This is a genomic window from Pseudomonas sp. DY-1, assembly GCF_003626975.1.
GTDB lineage: Bacteria > Pseudomonadota > Gammaproteobacteria > Pseudomonadales > Pseudomonadaceae > Metapseudomonas.
The window spans coordinates 573,650-589,426 of the sequence record NZ_CP032616.1; the positions used below are offsets into that span (position 1 = coordinate 573,650).

Annotated in this window: 14 protein-coding genes; 8 read left to right on the plus strand and 6 right to left on the minus strand. The window is 62.7% G+C overall.

The window, feature by feature from the left end:
* The first annotated feature begins 162 nt into the window (after positions 1–162).
* The 3 genes from dnaQ (at position 163) to D6Z43_RS02965 (ending at position 4,646) form a co-directional block, all read left to right on the plus strand.
* Positions 163–900 carry a DNA polymerase III subunit epsilon gene (gene dnaQ / locus D6Z43_RS02955; protein WP_120650310.1) on the plus strand — a complete coding sequence of 246 codons (738 nt, stop codon included), beginning with the start codon at positions 163–165 and terminating at the stop codon, positions 898–900.
* A 104-nt stretch (positions 901–1,004) separates the two neighbouring features.
* Positions 1,005–3,260 (plus strand): arginine/lysine/ornithine decarboxylase, encoded by a 2,256-nt coding sequence (locus D6Z43_RS02960; protein WP_120650312.1) that lies wholly within the window; start codon positions 1,005–1,007, stop codon positions 3,258–3,260.
* Positions 3,261–3,281: 21 nt separating this feature from the next.
* Positions 3,282–4,646: an amino acid permease gene (locus D6Z43_RS02965; protein ID WP_120650314.1), complete on the plus strand. Its 1,365-nt coding sequence runs from the start codon at positions 3,282–3,284 to the stop codon at positions 4,644–4,646.
* Here D6Z43_RS02965 and nhaB read toward each other — a convergent pair.
* Positions 4,630–6,132: a sodium/proton antiporter NhaB gene (gene nhaB, locus D6Z43_RS02970; RefSeq protein WP_120650316.1), complete on the minus strand. Its 1,503-nt coding sequence runs from the start codon at positions 6,130–6,132 to the stop codon at positions 4,630–4,632. The two genes, D6Z43_RS02965 and nhaB, sit on opposite strands and share 17 nt — an antisense overlap.
* 219 nt (positions 6,133–6,351) lie before the next feature.
* Between nhaB and D6Z43_RS02975 the strand changes: the two genes are divergently transcribed.
* Genes D6Z43_RS02975 through nudC form a run of 3 tightly spaced genes read left to right on the plus strand, consistent with a single transcriptional unit; the run spans position 6,352 to position 9,717 of the window.
* Positions 6,352–7,164: a crotonase/enoyl-CoA hydratase family protein gene (locus tag D6Z43_RS02975; RefSeq protein WP_120650318.1), complete on the plus strand. Its 813-nt coding sequence runs from the start codon at positions 6,352–6,354 to the stop codon at positions 7,162–7,164.
* Between the two features lie 38 nt (positions 7,165–7,202).
* On the plus strand, positions 7,203–8,882 hold the full coding sequence (locus D6Z43_RS02980; protein WP_120650320.1) for a ferrous iron transporter B: 1,680 nt from the start codon (positions 7,203–7,205) through the stop codon (positions 8,880–8,882).
* A 1-nt stretch (position 8,883) separates the two neighbouring features.
* Positions 8,884–9,717, plus strand: coding sequence for an NAD(+) diphosphatase (nudC, locus tag D6Z43_RS02985; RefSeq protein WP_120650322.1), 834 nt, complete (start codon positions 8,884–8,886; stop codon positions 9,715–9,717).
* On the opposite strand, the gene D6Z43_RS02990 is transcribed toward nudC, so the two are convergent.
* The gene (locus D6Z43_RS02990; protein WP_162945885.1) at positions 9,691–10,464 is read right to left on the minus strand and encodes a TSUP family transporter; all 774 of its coding nucleotides are present in this window, start codon (positions 10,462–10,464) and stop codon (positions 9,691–9,693) included. The genes nudC and D6Z43_RS02990 overlap by 27 nt on opposite strands.
* Before the next feature lie 106 nt (positions 10,465–10,570).
* Between D6Z43_RS02990 and D6Z43_RS02995 the strand changes: the two genes are divergently transcribed.
* A complete protein-coding gene (locus tag D6Z43_RS02995) occupies positions 10,571–11,221 on the plus strand; it encodes a hypothetical protein (protein ID WP_120650326.1) in 651 nt (216 codons plus the stop codon).
* 96 nt (positions 11,222–11,317) lie between these two features.
* On the opposite strand, the gene D6Z43_RS03000 is transcribed toward D6Z43_RS02995, so the two are convergent.
* From D6Z43_RS03000 to D6Z43_RS03015, 4 genes are all read right to left on the minus strand, one after another.
* The gene (locus tag D6Z43_RS03000; RefSeq protein ID WP_120650328.1) at positions 11,318–12,085 is read right to left on the minus strand and encodes an SDR family oxidoreductase; all 768 of its coding nucleotides are present in this window, start codon (positions 12,083–12,085) and stop codon (positions 11,318–11,320) included.
* Between the two features lie 25 nt (positions 12,086–12,110).
* A complete protein-coding gene (locus D6Z43_RS03005) occupies positions 12,111–13,181 on the minus strand; it encodes a phosphotransferase family protein (RefSeq protein ID WP_120650330.1) in 1,071 nt (356 codons plus the stop codon).
* 207 nt (positions 13,182–13,388) lie between these two features.
* Positions 13,389–13,703 carry an SCP2 sterol-binding domain-containing protein gene (locus D6Z43_RS03010; protein ID WP_077526001.1) on the minus strand — a complete coding sequence of 105 codons (315 nt, stop codon included), beginning with the start codon at positions 13,701–13,703 and terminating at the stop codon, positions 13,389–13,391.
* 59 nt (positions 13,704–13,762) lie between these two features.
* Entirely contained in the window at positions 13,763–14,473 is a 711-nt protein-coding gene (locus D6Z43_RS03015) for a histidine phosphatase family protein (RefSeq protein WP_120650332.1), read from the minus strand.
* A 209-nt stretch (positions 14,474–14,682) separates the two neighbouring features.
* On the opposite strand from D6Z43_RS03015, the gene sohB reads away from it, so the two are divergent.
* On the plus strand, positions 14,683–15,708 hold the full coding sequence (sohB, locus tag D6Z43_RS03020) for a protease SohB (RefSeq protein ID WP_120650334.1): 1,026 nt from the start codon (positions 14,683–14,685) through the stop codon (positions 15,706–15,708).
* Positions 15,709–15,777 lie beyond the last annotated feature (69 nt).

Sequence of the window (15,777 nt, forward strand, 5' to 3'; positions counted from 1 at the left end):
GCTTCAGCGCGGCACGAAGGGGAGCGAAGCGAGTAATGCTCATTTACAGCTGTAAACTCCGCTTCCTCCCCTGTTTTTGCCTTGCATGGCCCTAGCTCGCAAGATCGTGAGCGGGCACTTAGAATTGCGCCCTTGCGGCAATCTCCTTCATAGGCCCTGAACATGCGTTTTGTAGTCCTCGATACTGAAACTACCGGCATGCCGGTCACCGACGGCCATCGCGTCATCGAGATCGGCTGCGTCGAGATGGAAGGCCGGCGCCTTACTGGTCGCCATTTCCACGTTTACCTGCAACCCGACCGTGAGGTGGATGAAGGCGCCATCGCGGTACACGGGATCACCAACGAATTCCTGGTGGGCAAGCCGCGCTTCAAGGACGTCGCTGACGAATTCTTCGAGTTCATCAAGGGCGCCGAGCTGATCATCCATAACGCGGCGTTCGACATCGGCTTCATCAACAACGAATTCGCCCTGCTGGGGCAGTCCGATCGCAGCGACGTCACCGAGCACTGCACCGTGCTCGACACCCTGATGATGGCCCGCGAGCGCCACCCGGGGCAGCGCAACAGCCTGGACGCCCTGTGCAAGCGCTACGACGTCGACAACTCCAACCGTGAACTGCACGGCGCATTGCTCGACGCCGAGATCCTCGCTGACGTCTACCTGGCGATGACCGGAGGCCAGACCAACCTGTCTCTCGCCGGCGAAGGTAGCGAGGGCAGCGGTGGTCGAGCCCAGGCTTCACCGATCCGTCGCCTGCCGGCCGATCGCACGCCCAGCCGGGTGATCCGCGCCAGTGAGGAAGAGTTGGCCGCCCACGCTTCGCGCCTGGCCGCCATCGAGAAAGCCGCCGGGGCTCCGGCTCTCTGGGTGCAGATGGACGCTCCACCAGCTTCCTGATTGCGACCTTTACGTACAGCCAGTGGCTGCGGGGGTACCACCCCTGTGATCGAGCTTCTACCCTGAGGGCATAGGCGGGCAGGCCCGCCCCTCAGGGAGCCACAATGTATAAAGAGCTCAAGTTCCCCGTCCTCATCGTCCATCGCGACATCAAGGCCGATACCGTTGCCGGTGACCGGGTTCGCGCCATCGCCCGAGAACTGGAGCAGGAAGGCTTCACCATCCTCTCTACCGCCAGTTCCGCCGAAGGCCGCATCGTCGCTTCCACCCACCACGGCCTTGCGTGCATTCTGGTCGCCGCCGAAGGCGCCGGGGAAAACCAGCGATTGCTGCAGGACATGGTGGAGCTGATCCGCGTGGCCCGCGTGCGTGCGCCACAGCTGCCGATATTTGCCCTGGGCGAGCAGGTGACCATCGAGAACGCACCCGCCGAGGCGATGGCAGACCTCAACCAGCTACGTGGTCTGCTTTATCTCTATGAGGACACGGTGCCCTTCCTTGCCCGCCAGGTGGCCCGAGCTGCGCGCAACTACCTGGAAGGCCTGCTACCGCCATTCTTCCGGGCGCTGGTGGAACACACCGCGCAATCCAACTATTCCTGGCACACGCCTGGCCACGGCGGTGGTGTGGCCTACCGCAAGAGCCCGGTGGGGCAGGCGTTTCACCAGTTCTTCGGCGAGAACACGCTGCGCTCGGACCTCTCGGTATCGGTGCCGGAACTGGGCTCGTTGCTGGATCACACAGGTCCCCTGGCCGAAGCCGAGGCCCGGGCCGCGCAGAACTTCGGCGCCGACCATACCTTCTTCGTGATCAACGGCACTTCGACCGCCAACAAGATCGTCTGGCATTCGATGGTTGGCCGCGACGACCTGGTGCTGGTGGATCGCAACTGTCACAAGTCGATCGTCCATTCCATCATCATGACTGGCGCCATCCCGCTGTACCTGACGCCGGAACGAAACGAGCTGGGCATCATCGGACCGATTCCGCTACGCGAGTTCAGCCGTGAGTCGATCAAGGCGAAGATCGATGCCAGTCCGCTCGCCAAGGGGCGCGAGCCGAAGGTCAAGCTGGCGGTGGTGACCAACTCCACCTACGACGGTCTCTGCTACAACGCAGAAATGATCAAGCAGGCACTGGGCGATTCGGTGGAAGTGTTGCACTTCGACGAGGCCTGGTACGCCTATGCAGCGTTCCACGATTTCTACGCCGGCCGCTACGGCATGTGCACCCAACGCGAGGAGCGCTCGCCGCTGGTATTCACCACCCACTCCACACACAAGCTGCTGGCAGCATTCAGTCAGGCGTCGATGATCCATGTACAGGACGGTGGCGCTCGCCGGCTCGACCGGCACCGCTTCAACGAAGCGTTCATGATGCACATATCGACCTCGCCGCAGTACGGCATCATCGCCTCGCTCGATGTGGCTTCCGCAATGATGGAAGGGCCGGCCGGGCATTCGCTGATCCAGGAAACCTTCGATGAGGCCCTGCGCTTCCGCCGCGCCCTGGCCAATGTGTGGCAGAACCTTGCGGCGGACGACTGGTGGTTCGACATCTGGGAGCCGCCCCTGGTCGAGGGAACCGATGCCGTCAGTACCGTGGACTGGCTGTTGCGCCCGGATGCGGACTGGCACGGTTTCGGCGATGTGGCAGACGACTACGTGCTGCTCGATCCGATCAAGGTCACCCTGGTAACGCCGGGCCTGACCGCTGACGGCAAGCTGGGCGAACAGGGCATTCCCGCGGCGGTGGTCAGCAAGTTCCTCTGGGAGCGGGGGCTGGTGGTGGAGAAGACCGGCCTCTATTCATTCCTGGTGTTGTTCTCCATGGGCATCACCAAAGGCAAGTGGAGCACCTTGCTCACTGAGTTGCTGGAGTTCAAGCGCGGTTACGACGCCAATCAGCCGCTGAGCGATGCGTTGCCCTCGATCGCCACTGGACATGGGGCCCGATATGCCGGCATGGGGCTGCGCGACCTCTGCGACGCGCTGCACGCCTGCTATCGCAACAGCGCCACACCCAAGGCGCTGCGACGCATGTACACCAAGCTGCCGGAGTTGGCGATGAAGCCGGCTGACGCCTATGACAAGCTGGTCCGTGGCGACGTGGAGCCGGTGCCCCTGGACAACCTGCAAGGGCGCATCGCCGCTGTGATGCTGGTGCCCTATCCGCCGGGCATCCCTTTGATCATGCCGGGCGAGCGCTTTACGGCTGAAACACGCGCGATAATCGACTATCTGGAGTTCGCGCGAACCTTCGACATCAGCTTCCCGGGCTTCGATATCGACGTCCATGGGCTCAACTGTCAGGAAAGTCCTACAGGTCGCTGCTATACAGTGGACTGCATCAGGGAATAAATCGGACTGCGGGGGAACGCGATGGCGACTGGGGAAGTGGCGAAGCCTCGCGGCAGAATGGGGTTCTGGACCTGCACCGCGCTGGTGGTGGGCAACATGATCGGCTCGGGCGTGTTCCTCCTTCCCTCGAGCCTGGCCGCCTACGGTGGCCTCAGCCTGTTCGGCTGGCTGATCTCCAGCACCGGAGCGGTGATCCTTGCGTTGACCTTTGCCCGTCTGGCGAGGCTCAACCCCTCGGCCGGGGGACCTTATGCCTATACCCGCGACGGATTTGGAAACTTTGCCGGCTACCTCTGCGCCTGGACCTACTGGAAGGCTGCGTGGATAGGCAATGCGGCCATCTCCGTGACCCTGGTGGGCTACCTGCAGGTCTTCATTCCCGCGCTGCGCGATCCGGTGCTGATGGTGGGCACCGCAATCGGCGCGATCTGGCTCTGCACCCTGATCAACCTGCGCGGCATCGGCGCATTCGGCCTGGCACAGAACATTCTTACCGCGCTCAAGCTCATCCCACTGCTGCTGGTGGGTATTCTCGGCTGGTTTTCCTTCCATCCCGAATACCTGCGAATTCCCGAGGTCAGCGAGCTGCCGCCAGGCGCTGGCGGATACGCCAATGCCATCGCCACCACGGCGGCACTCACGCTCTGGTCATTCATTGGCCTGGAGTCGGCGACCGTGCCGGCGGATGATGTCGACGACCCCAAACGCACCATCCCACGTGCCACGGTGTTTGGGACCCTGGTGGCGGCCGGGGTCTACATCCTTTCCATTACTGCCGTACAAGGCGTTCTGCCGCCCGACGTGCTGATGCATTCCACGGCGCCTTTCGCCGATGCAGCGCGGGTGCTGGTGGGGGAGTGGGGCTATCACCTGGTGGCCGGCGGCGCGGTGATCGCCTGCCTGGGCGCGCTGAATGGCTGGGTCCTGCTGCAGGGCCAGATTCCGATGGCCACCGCCCGCGATGGCCTGTTGCCTGAATCTCTGGCGCAGACCAACAAGTACGGCGTGCCGGCCCATGGCCTACTGGTTTCCGGTGTGTTGGTCACTGCGCTGGTGCTGGTGGATGGCCAGGGCGACCTGGTGGACGTGTTCAACGTCATCATCCTGCTCGGCACCATGACAGGCGTGGTGCCTTATGCCTTCTGCACCGCAGCGCTGCTGCAGCAACTGGCGGTGAAGCCCGGCGACTTCTCCGAGCGCGAACGTGGTCGGCTAGTGGCCATCGGCGTGTTGGGCTTCGTCTATTCCATCTGGGCCCTCTACGGCACCGGCGAGCAGGCCATCTTCTGGGGCTTCCTCGTGCTCATGGCCGGCATTCCGCTCTATACCTGGCGGCAGTGGCGCAATCGGGTGCAGGCCGAGGCGGCCGTCAGAGCCAATGGCTGACGGCCCACCAGCCGAGTACGCCCATTACGATGGTGTAGGGCAGGGCCATCCACACCATGCGGCCGTAGGACAGGCGCACCAGCGGTGCCACGGATGAGGTGAGCAGGAAGAGGAAGGCCGCCTGGCCGTTGGGCGTGGCGACACTGGGCAGGTTTGTACCGGTGTTGATGGCCACCGCCAGGGTGTCGAAATGCTCGCGGGTCATGTTCCCGGCATCCAGCGCGTTCTTCACTTCGGTGATGTAGATAGTGGCAACGAAGACGTTGTCGCTGATGGCCGAGAGCAAACCGTTGGCGATGAACAGCATCCCCGGTTGCTGGTCCACCGGCATCGCCAGTACCGCGTGGATGATCGGGGTGAACAGGTGCTGCTGCTGGATCACCGCCACCACCGCGAAGAAGGTCACCAGCAGGGCGGTGAAGGGCAGGGCGTCCTGGAATGCGCGGCCAATCTGGTGCTCGTCGGTGATGCCGTTGAAACTGGTGATCAGCACGATCACCAGCAGGCCGATCAGTCCCACTTCCGCCACATGCAGCGCCAGGCAGAGGATGAGAATCAGCGCTGCCACGCCCTGGACCATCAGCGCCAGACGCTGGTTCTGGGTGCGCCGCAGGTTCTCTTCATGGGCGAAGTCAGCCAGCACCTGCCGTACGCTGTCTGGCAACTGGGCGCCGTAACCGAACCAGCCCAGTTTCTCCAGCAGCACGCAAGTCAACAGGCCCGCCGCCAGCACCGGCATCGACACCGGCGCTACGTTCAGGAAGAAGTCCTTGAAGTGCCAGCCGGCCTCGTGGCCGATCAGCAGGTTCTGCGGTTCGCCCACCAGGGTGCAGACACCGCCCAGGGCGGTGCCCACGGCGGCATGCATCAGCAGGCTGCGGAGGAAGGCACGGAAGGTCTCCAGATCCTCGCGGCTGGAGTTGGCGACGTCGTGGTCGGAGTCGGGGCTGTGCTCATCGCCCGCACCCTTGCCGGAGGCTACGCGGTGGTACACGCCGTAGAACCCGAGGGCAACGCTGATGATCACGGCAGTCACGGTCAGCGCGTCAAGGAAAGCCGAAAGGAAGGCCGCCAGCAGGCAGAACATCAAGGCCAGCAGGGTCTTGCTGCGCACGCCGAGCAGCAGGCGGGAAAACAGCAGGAGCAACAGGTCCTTCATGAAATAGATACCCGCCACCATGAACATCAGCAGCAGGATCACTGGAAAGTTGTGCTTGAGCTCCTCGTAAACCGCGTCGGGTGTCGCCAGGCCGAGCAGTATTGCCTCCAACACCAGGAGCCCGCCCGGCAGCAGGGGATAGCACTTGAGAGCCATGCCCAAGGCGAAGATGAACTCACCTACCAGCAACCACGAGCACACCACCGGGCCGAGAAGCCAGAGCACTACGGGATTCAGCACCAGGAAGCCGATGATCGTCAGCTTGTACCAGCGCGGCGAGTTGCCGAGGAAATTGCGGCCGAGGGCGACGGCGGGCGAGGCGGGCATCGGGGTTGTCCTTGGACTTGTGGTTACAGATGGGCGCAGGGAAAGTGACAGCCTGGTCCCGGTAGATCAAGCGTTTAAGCCGGCTTTTCGATGTGAAGTGGCAATTGCATGGCGTGGCCTGCGTCACAGTGGGCAGCATCGACTTTTACTTCGTGCTTGTTATAGTTGCCGGGCTTCCTGAATGACACTTTTTCTGTGGCGCACGCCGAGGACTGACCCGTGCCTGATTACAAAGCCTTCCGCGTAGAGTTGGCAGACAAGATCGCCCATGTGCAGATCAATCGTCCGGAAAAGATCAACGCGATGAATGCCGATTTCTGGAAAGAGATCGTCGATGTATTCCGCGAGATCGAGGATAACGATGAAGTTCGGGTAGTGGTGCTTTCCGGCGCGGGCAAGCATTTCTCCTCGGGCATCGACCTGATGATGCTCGCCTCCGTCGGTGCCCAACTTGGTCCGGATGCTGGTCGCAACGCACGCGCCCTGCGCCGCAAGATTCTAGAGCTGCAAGCCTCGTTCAACGCTGTCGACAACTGCAGCAAACCGGTGATCGCGGCTATCCAGGGCTACTGCCTGGGTGGCGCCATTGACCTGATTTCAGCTTGCGACATGCGTTACTCGACCGCCGATGCGCAGTTCTCCATCAAGGAAATCGACATCGGCATGGCGGCTGACGTCGGCACCCTGCAGCGCCTGCCGCGCATCATCGGCGACGGCATGATGCGCGAACTGGCCTATACCGGCCGCACCATCGACGGTGAAGAGGCGCAGCGCCTCGGGCTGGTCAATCGAACCTACGCCGACCAGGTCGCCCTGCTCGACGGGGTGTTCGGCATCGCCCATCAGATCGCCGCCAAGTCCCCTATCGCCGTACGCGGAACCAAGGAAATGATCCGCTACATGCGCGACCACCGGGTCGACGATGGCCTCGAATACATCGCCACCTGGAACGCCGCCATGTTGCAATCGGCCGACCTGCGCGTGGCCATGACAGCCCACATGAGCAAGCAGAAGCCAGAGTTCGCTGACTAATGCGATTCCGCACACTCGCGCGGGAGGCGCATTAAGGCATGGTCACTGGAGTCACTTCGCTGGGGCTGGTGCGCGACGAACTGTTCGCCACCATGGAGCATGCGGAACAGAGCCTCGAGCAATTCATTGCCGAGCGTCAGAACGGCAGCCTTTTGCAGCTGGCCGTGGAAGCCATGCACCAGGTACGTGGAACGCTCAACCTGATCGAGCTCACCGGCGCCGAACTGCTGGCCCAGGAGCTGCTGGACCAGGCCACCGACATTCCCACGGGAGCGGGCGAGGAGCGCGACGTCCAGCTGGCAGCGCTGAGCAATGCACTGCATGTGCTGCGCCGCTACCTGGAGAATCTCGACCTGCATCGCCAGGAAATGCCGGAGCTGCTGCTGCCCGCCATCAACGACCTGCGTCAGGCTGGCGGCCAGCCGCCACTGCCGGAGAGTTACTTCTTCAGCGTCCGCCTGGACCAGGCGCGTCGTGTCGCGGTGGAGGTTCGGTTGCCGGAAGGTGCCGATCCCGACGCCCTGGCCCGGCGTTTCCGTCAGGCCTATCAGCAAGGGCTGCTCGGCTTCCTGCGCGGACAAAAGGTATCCAGTGCGCTGCGCACGATGGAGCGCGCACTTGGTGGCCTCGAACGCCTGTATGGCGATCAGCCCCGTGGCCGCCTGTGCTGGATCGGTGCGGCCGCAATCGAGTCGCAACTGGCCGGCCAACTGTTGGCGCGCAAGTCGCGCAAGCAGCTGTTTTCGCGGCTGGACCGTGAGCTGAAGTCGCTGCTGGCCAACGCCGCCTACGAGGCGCCGCGTAATCTGCAGAAGGAACTCCTCTACCTGGTTGCGTTGGCCGACAGCCAGGCACCTCGCTCCCAGGAACTGCGCGAAGTCTTCGGCATGACCGCGCTGCCTTTTACCGACCAGCTCCTGGAGCAGGAATACCAGCGTCTGTCCGGCCCTGGTCAGGCGGTTATGCGTTCGCTGTCCTCGGCCATCTTCGAGGAGCTGAACAGCGTCAAGGATATGATCGACCTGATCGAGCGCGGCACTGCGCCGGGCGAGTCCTTTGGAAGCCTGCACGCTCTGCTCGGAAAGCTGGCCAAGACGCTCGTCATGGTCGGCCTGAACTCCCCCGGCAATGCCTTGCAGGTACAGCTGCCGATGGTGGCGGCCTGGGGCGCAAGCAAACCAGTCGATTCCAGCGAACTGCTCAAGCTCGCCGATGCGGTGCTTTATGTGGAAAGCATGGTGGCCGGCCTCGATAGCGGCGAGCGCCGAGGCGTGCGCCAGGCCGTCGAGCCGGGGCATGAAGCGGAGTCCTTCGCCAATCATCAACTGGCCGAAGCGCGTATCGTGGTGCTGGATGAAGCCCAGGCGGGGCTGTCCCTGGCCAAGCGGGCCATCACTGCGTATCTCGAATCGAACGGCGACAAATTGCACCTGGCCAACGTACCGGTAAGTCTGCAAGCCGTGCGTGGCGGGCTGTGGTTCCTCGGTCAGGAGCGCGCCGCCGCCCTGGTTGCCGCCTGCGCGGAATACATCCAGCAGCAGATGCTGGAAACCTCCTTGATGCCTTCGGAGCAGATGCTTGAAACCCTGGCAGATGCCCTGACCAGCCTCGAGTATTACCTCGAAGGCGGCGCCGGCATGCGTCGTGGCTTCCAGACCGATGTGCTCGACCTGGCCGCCAATAGCGTGCGCGCCCTCGGCTTGCCGGTGGCGGCCTGATATGGCGGGCGAGCGCTGGCAGTCGGGCTTGCTGGATGCCTCGGCACCTGGTGGCTGGGCCGTGGCCCACTGCCGCCAGCAGTTCCTCACTGACAGCAATGGCGTGCTGTTTCCCCGTGAGTGGCTGAAGCGCCAGGAGTTGCCGGTGCTCGCCGAGCATGGCATCGGTCACTTCGATGGTGACCCTATCTACCTGCTGGAGCTGGCTCACCCGGCCGACGTGGCTGGCTGCTTCTGGCAGGGTCTGCGCCAGGTGATGTTGCAGGGTGATCCGGATACCTTCCGCATGCTCGGTTACGCCAGCCAGATTGGTACCTGGGCGGACCAGAACCGTTTCTGCGGCAGCTGTGGTCAGCGTATGGAGCAGGTCACGGGCGAGCGTGCAATGCGCTGCCCGAGCTGTGAAGTTCACCATTATCCGCGGCTGTCACCGAGCATGATCGTGCTGGTGAGTCGTGGCGACGAGTTGTTGCTGGCGCGCTCGCCACGCTTCGTCAGTGGCGTCTACAGCACGCTGGCGGGTTTCGTCGAACCCGGCGAGTCCGTGGAAGAGTGCGTGGCTCGCGAGGTGCGGGAAGAGGTCGGCGTAGAAATCGGCAATATCCAGTACATCTCCAGCCAGAACTGGCCGTTCCCGCATTCGCTGATGCTTGGCTTCCACGCCGAATACCGTAGTGGTGAGATCGTGCCGCAGCCCGGTGAGATCGAAGATGCCCGCTGGTTCCCCGTGGATGCGCTGCCGCCATTGCCGGCGCAGCGCTCCATCGCGCGTTACCTCATCGACCTCTACGTTGCGCGTCGTCTCGGCCTAGCCGATCCAGTGTTGCCACACTAGACGCGCGGTCAGCGCCAGTACCACCAGGATGAACACCGGGCGGATGAACTTGGCGCCGCCCTTGATGGCGGTGCGTGCGCCGAGGAAGGCACCAGCCATCAGCGCCACCCCCATGCTGATACCCAGTGCCCAGGCGACCTGGCCGGCGGCGATGAAGACCACCAGGGCCATGGCGTTGCTGACGAAGTTCATGCTGCGGGCGACGCCGCTGGCGCGCACCAGGTCCAGGGGATAGAGCAGCAGGCTGCTGACGGTCCAGAAGGCGCCAGTGCCAGGGCCGGCCACACCGTCGTAGAAACCCAGTCCGAGGCCCTGGGGCCATTGGCAGTCACGGGGTATCGGTGCGTCCTGGCTGTGCTCGACATCCGGCGTCTTGCCGAACAAGAGGTAGAGGCCACATCCGAAGACCACCACCGGCAGCATCTGGTTGAGCCATGCAGCGGGTAGCCAGTGAGCGATCACCGCGCCCAGTGCGGCGCCGATGGCCGTGGCGATCAATGCGTTGCGCCATTTCGATGGGTCGAACAGCTTGCGCCGGTAGAAGGTGTAGCTGGCGGTGGCGGAGCCGAAGGTGGCGCAGAGTTTGTTGGTGCCCAGCACCAGGTGGGGCGGCAGACCCGCAGTGAGCAGGGCGGGGATGGTCAGCAGGCCGCCGCCGCCCGCGATGGCATCGATGAATCCGGCAAGAAAGGCAACGGCGGCGAGAATCGCCAGGGTGGCGGGATCGACCGCCAGCTCGAAGGGGATTGGCATGGAAAACGAGGTCCGTGTCTACAACTGCCGCGTGGCTTGTGGCTGCGGCTTTGGGAGTTGCGCATAATGCCGGCATTTTCACGCATAAGGAATGGGCTCCATGCAGTATGACGGCCTGGCCTGGGCTACTGCCCTGCTGGCGGTGTTGGTCGCGGTAGTGGCGGGACGCATTCTCTTCGACCGCAGCTGGTTCCTCGGCTGGCTCCGTGGCACCTGTGGGCTGGCATTCCTCGCCCTGGCGTTGCTGGTAGCGTTGGTGGCCCGGGATCTGTGGAGCTACAGCACGCTACCCGAAGACAAGCCATTGGTGACCCTGAGCTTCAAATCCATGGGGCCGCAGAGCTATCAGGTCACCTTGCTCGAGGGGGCTACCGAGCGCGAACTGCTGCTGGATGGCGACCTTTGGCAGCTGGATGCGCGCCTGTTCAAGTGGAAAGGGTTGGGCAACCTGCTGGGGCTTCAGCCGGGATACCGCCTGGAGCGGTTGTCGGGTCGCTTCCTGGCCATCGAGCAGCAAGCCCTGGCCCAGCACCCGCGCGCGCAACTGGCGAGCAGCCCCTACGGCGTCGATCTTTGGCGCTGGCTGCGTCTGGCACAGCGCGACTTCTTCCTTTTCGTGCCTGAGGCTCAGCGTGTGACCTATCTGCCGATGGCTGACGGTGCGGTGTATTCCGTGAGTCTGTCACCCACAGGCCTGCTGGCCCAGCCACTGAACCAGGTGGCCAAGGAAGCGTTGAAGGACTGGCGCTGATTCCAGGACATCTCACTGCGGGAGCGAATTCACTCCCACAGAATCCTGGACATGAAAAAGGGAGCCCTCGGGCTCCCTTTTTCATGGGCGTGAGCCTCAGGAGAGGAAGCCGCCGTCGACGTTCAGTGCAACGCCGGTGGTGTAGCTGGAGGCATCGCTGGCCAAATACAGAACGGTGCCAGCCATCTCGCTCGGGTCGGCAACGCGCTTGAGCGGGATGCGCTGCAGGGCGACGTTGAGGATGGCATCGTTCTTCACCAGGGCCGAAGCGAACTTGGTGTCGGTCAGGCCCGGCAGCAGGGCGTTGCAGCGGATGCCGAACTGGGCGCATTCCTTGGCGAAGACCTTGGTCATGCTGATCACGGCGGCCTTGGTCACGGAGTAGATGCCCTGGAACTCGCCTGGGGAAACGCCGTTGATGGAAGCGACGTTGATGATGCTGCCACCACCGTTCTGCTTCATCAGCTTGCCGCCTTCGATGGACATGAAGTAGTAGCCACGGATGTTGACGTCCACGGTCTTCTGGAAGGCCGACAGGTCGGTGTCCAGCACGTTGCAGAACTGTGGGTTGGTCGCGGCGTTGTTGACCAGGATGTCGAGGCGTCCGAACTTCTCGCGGATCTCGGCAAAAACGTTCTGGATCTGTTCCATCTCGCCGATGTGGCAGGCGATGGCGGTGGCCTTGCCGCCTTCGGCGATGATGGCATCGGCGACGGCCTGGCAGCCCTCGATCTTGCGGCTGGAAACGATCACGTGGGCACCTTGCTGGGCCAGCAGCTTGGCGATGGCTTCACCGATGCCGCGGCTGGCGCCTGAAACGAAGGCGATCTTGCCGTCGAGGTCGAACAGGTTGGTCTTGGACATGGGGTTCCCCTTGTTGTAAGCCGGTTTACAGCCGTGATTGGTTGATGACCTGCAGGCTCATCTGCTCCAGCAGCTTGTTCATGTGGATGAACTGGGCGAAGCGCTTGTCCTGGGTCTGGCCGTGGAAGTAGCGGTAGTAGATCTGCTGCACGATGCCGGCCAGGCGGAACAGGCCGTAGGTGTAGTAGAAATCGAGGTTGGTAATGGGCGGCAGGCCGGCGCGCTCGGCGTAGTAGTCGGCGAACTCCTGGCGGGTCAGCATGCCCGGCAGGTGGCTCGGCTGGCGGCGCATCAGTTGCACCGGCGCTGGGTCCTTGGCCTCGATCCAGTACGCCAGGGTGTTGCCCAGGTCCATCAACGGATCACCGATGGTGGTCAGCTCCCAGTCCAGTACGCCGATGATCTTCAGCGGGTCATTCGGATCGAGAATGACGTTGTCGAAGCGGTAGTCGTTATGCACGATGGCCGGCTTGTGGTGGTCTGCGGGCATCTTGTCCTTGAGCCAGGCCTTCACCGGTTCCCAGGTCGGGGCGTCCGGAGTCGTGGCCTTCTCATAGCGGTCGGTCCAACCCGCGATTTGGCGCTGCACGTAGCCTTCCGGTTTGCCCAGGTCGCCCAGGCCGCAGGCGTTGTAGTCGACCTTGTGCAATTCGACCAGCTTGTCGATGAAGCTCAGGCAAAGCTCACGGGCCTGGCCTTCCTCGAGCTTCATGTCGGCTGGGAGGTCGGCGCGCAGGATCACGCCCTTCACCCGCTCCATCACGTAGAACTCAGCACCGATCACCGATTCGTCAGTGCAGTGCACGTACGCCTTCGGGCAGTAGGGGAAGCCGGAATTGAGCTGGTTGAGGATGCGAAACTCACGGCCCATGTCATGGGCGGATTTCGCCTTGTGGCCGAAGGGTGGACGGCGCAGCACGAACTCCTGGTCGGGGTATTCCAGCAGGTAGGTCAGGTTGGATGCACCGCCAGGGAACTGGCTGATGCGCGGGGTGCCGGTCAGGCCTGGAATGTTGGCCTTCAGGTATGGGTCGATAACAGCGGCGTCGAGCTCTTCGCCTTCGCGGATGCGGGTGGACTGATCAGTAAGCGTCATGCTTATCCCTTCTACTTATGATGGGGGCCCGAGACTATTCGCTAATCTAATGCCGCCTTGGCGGCGTCACAAGCTGAACGAGCCGTTATAGACAAAGGTGTTGCAGCACAATCAGGCTGCCTGATTCGCCTGTGCCGTCTGCATCGGGCGAAAAAAAAACCGGAGCCCTGGGACTCCGGTTTCTTGTTCGTGATCTGAGCGTTGAGCTTAGACCGGGAACAGTTCGCCGAGCTTCATCGCCAGCATCATGTCGCCTTCGGCGCGCAGCTTGCCGGCCATGAAGGCCTGCATGCCGTCGGTTTCGCCGGTCATGATGCCGACCAGGGTGGCGCTGTCCATGATCAGGGTGACGTTCGGATTCGGGGCATCACCCTGCTGTACGTCGCAGGTGCCATCCTTGACTACCAGGTAGTGGTTGTCGCCATCTTCGATGTTGAACTGGAATACCAGGTCCAGGCCAGCGGCGGCACCGGCGTTGAACTTGGACTGCATGGTTTTGACGATGTCAGCAACGTTGGTCATGGTGTTTTCCTTTTTCTAGGGTTTTATCCAGCGGCCCTTCCGGCCGCGGTGGGCCGGACTCAGCGATAAGTGATGAGTTCCGGCGCCTTCAACAGTTCCAGATGCACATGACTGTTGAAGGAAGCCAGGGTCACTTCGCTTCCACGGAACTTCAGGCGGCTGAGCGAGGTGTTTACGATCTGCCAATTGAGGCTGAAGGCGCTGTCGGCCGGTACACCCGCTACCAGGTGGAGCAGGGCGGTGATGGTGCCGCCCGAGGTGAACACGGCAATGTTCTGCTTGCTGTCAGCGTCGGCCAGGACACGTTCAAGACCACCACGGACCTGCTCGACGAAGGCGGACCAGCTCTGTAGGCCAGGCTTGTCGTACTCACCGGAGACCCAGCGCAGCACCAGCTTGGAGAACAGGCGCTGGAACTCGGCGCGGTTCTGCACGGCGTTGCGCAGCACGTGCAGCGCTTCGGGTTCTTCTGGAAGCAAATCCGGGAGCAGGGCGCGAATCACCGCGTCGGCATCGAATTCGTTGAAGGCTGGATCGATCTGGATTGCAGGAGCGCCAAGACCGGCAGCGTCGAACTGTGCGAGTGCGGCCTGGGCGGTATGCTGCTGGCGACGCAGGTCGCCGCTGTAGCAACGATCCAGACGCAGGCCCAGTTGGGCAAGGTGGGCGCCGAGTACTTCGGCCTGGCGGATGCCGGTGGGCGAGAGGACATCGTAGTCATCGGCGCCGAAGGAGGCCTGGCCATGTCTTATCAGATAGATGCTGCCCACGTACTGGCGTCCCGTGAGGTTGAAAGTTCCGCGAGGGTATGAGGAAGCCAGGGGGCTGTCAACGAAAAAACATACGCTTGTTTGAATGCATTCCCACTGTTTATGCAGACGTTTCCGTTAACTGGCGAGCCGGGAATGGCGCCGTTATGCTTGCGGGTCTTCGCGCCACCGAAAGGCCGGTGCCAGTTGGGATAACAAAGGGGATTCAAGTGGAGTTCTTTGCCGAGTACGCAGGTTTTCTGGCCAGGACCGTGACTGTGCTGGTGGCCATCCTTGTCGTGCTGGTGGCCATCGCGGCGTTGCGTGGCCGCAACCGTCGTGTGGCCAGCGGTCATCTGGATGTACGCAAGCTCAACGACTTCTACAGGGACCTGCGCGAGCGCCTGGAGCACTCGGTGCTGGACAAGTCGCACGTGAAAGCCGCGCGCAAGGCTGAAGCCAAGGCAGCGAAGAAAGCCAAGAAGACGGCCGAGATGAAGCCACGGGTCTTCGTGCTGGACTTCGATGGCGACATCAAGGCTTCGGCAACTGATCACCTTCGCCATGAAGTGACCGCACTGCTGTCGATGGCCACGGACAAGGACGAAGTGGTGGTGCGACTGGAAAGCGGGGGTGGCATGGTACACAGCTACGGCCTGGCTTCGTCGCAACTGGCGCGCATTCGCGATGCTGGCGTACCGCTCACGGTCTGCGTGGACAAGGTCGCGGCCAGTGGTGGTTACATGATGGCGTGCATCGGCAACAAGATTCTCGCAGCGCCTTTCTCCATCATCGGTTCCATCGGTGTCGTTGCGCAGCTGCCAAATGTGCATCGACTGCTGAAGAAGCACGATATCGACTTCGAGGTGCTTACCGCCGGCGAGTACAAGCGCACGCTGACTGTGTTCGGCGAAAACACCGATAAGGGCCGGCAGAAGTTCCAGGAGGACCTGGAAACTACTCATGAGCTGTTCAAGGGCTTCGTCGGGCGCTATCGCCCGCAGCTGGATATGGCTGAGATCGCCACGGGCGAGGTCTGGCTGGGCATGGCGGCGCGGGACAAGCAACTGGTGGACGAGCTGAGTACCAGTGACGAGTACCTTGCCACGCGGGCCAAGGAAGCAGAACTGTTCCATTTGCACTTTGCCGCTCGCAAGAGCTTGCAGGAGCGCGTAGGGCTTGCCGCCAGTGTGACGATCGATCGTGTGCTGCTGAGCTGGTGGGAGCGGCTGAGCCAGCAGCGTTTCTGGCAGTAAACCCGATCTGCGCCAGGCCCTCTCAACCGCCTGCATTGAGCGACTCGGTTTCCCAAAAGCGAGTCGCCG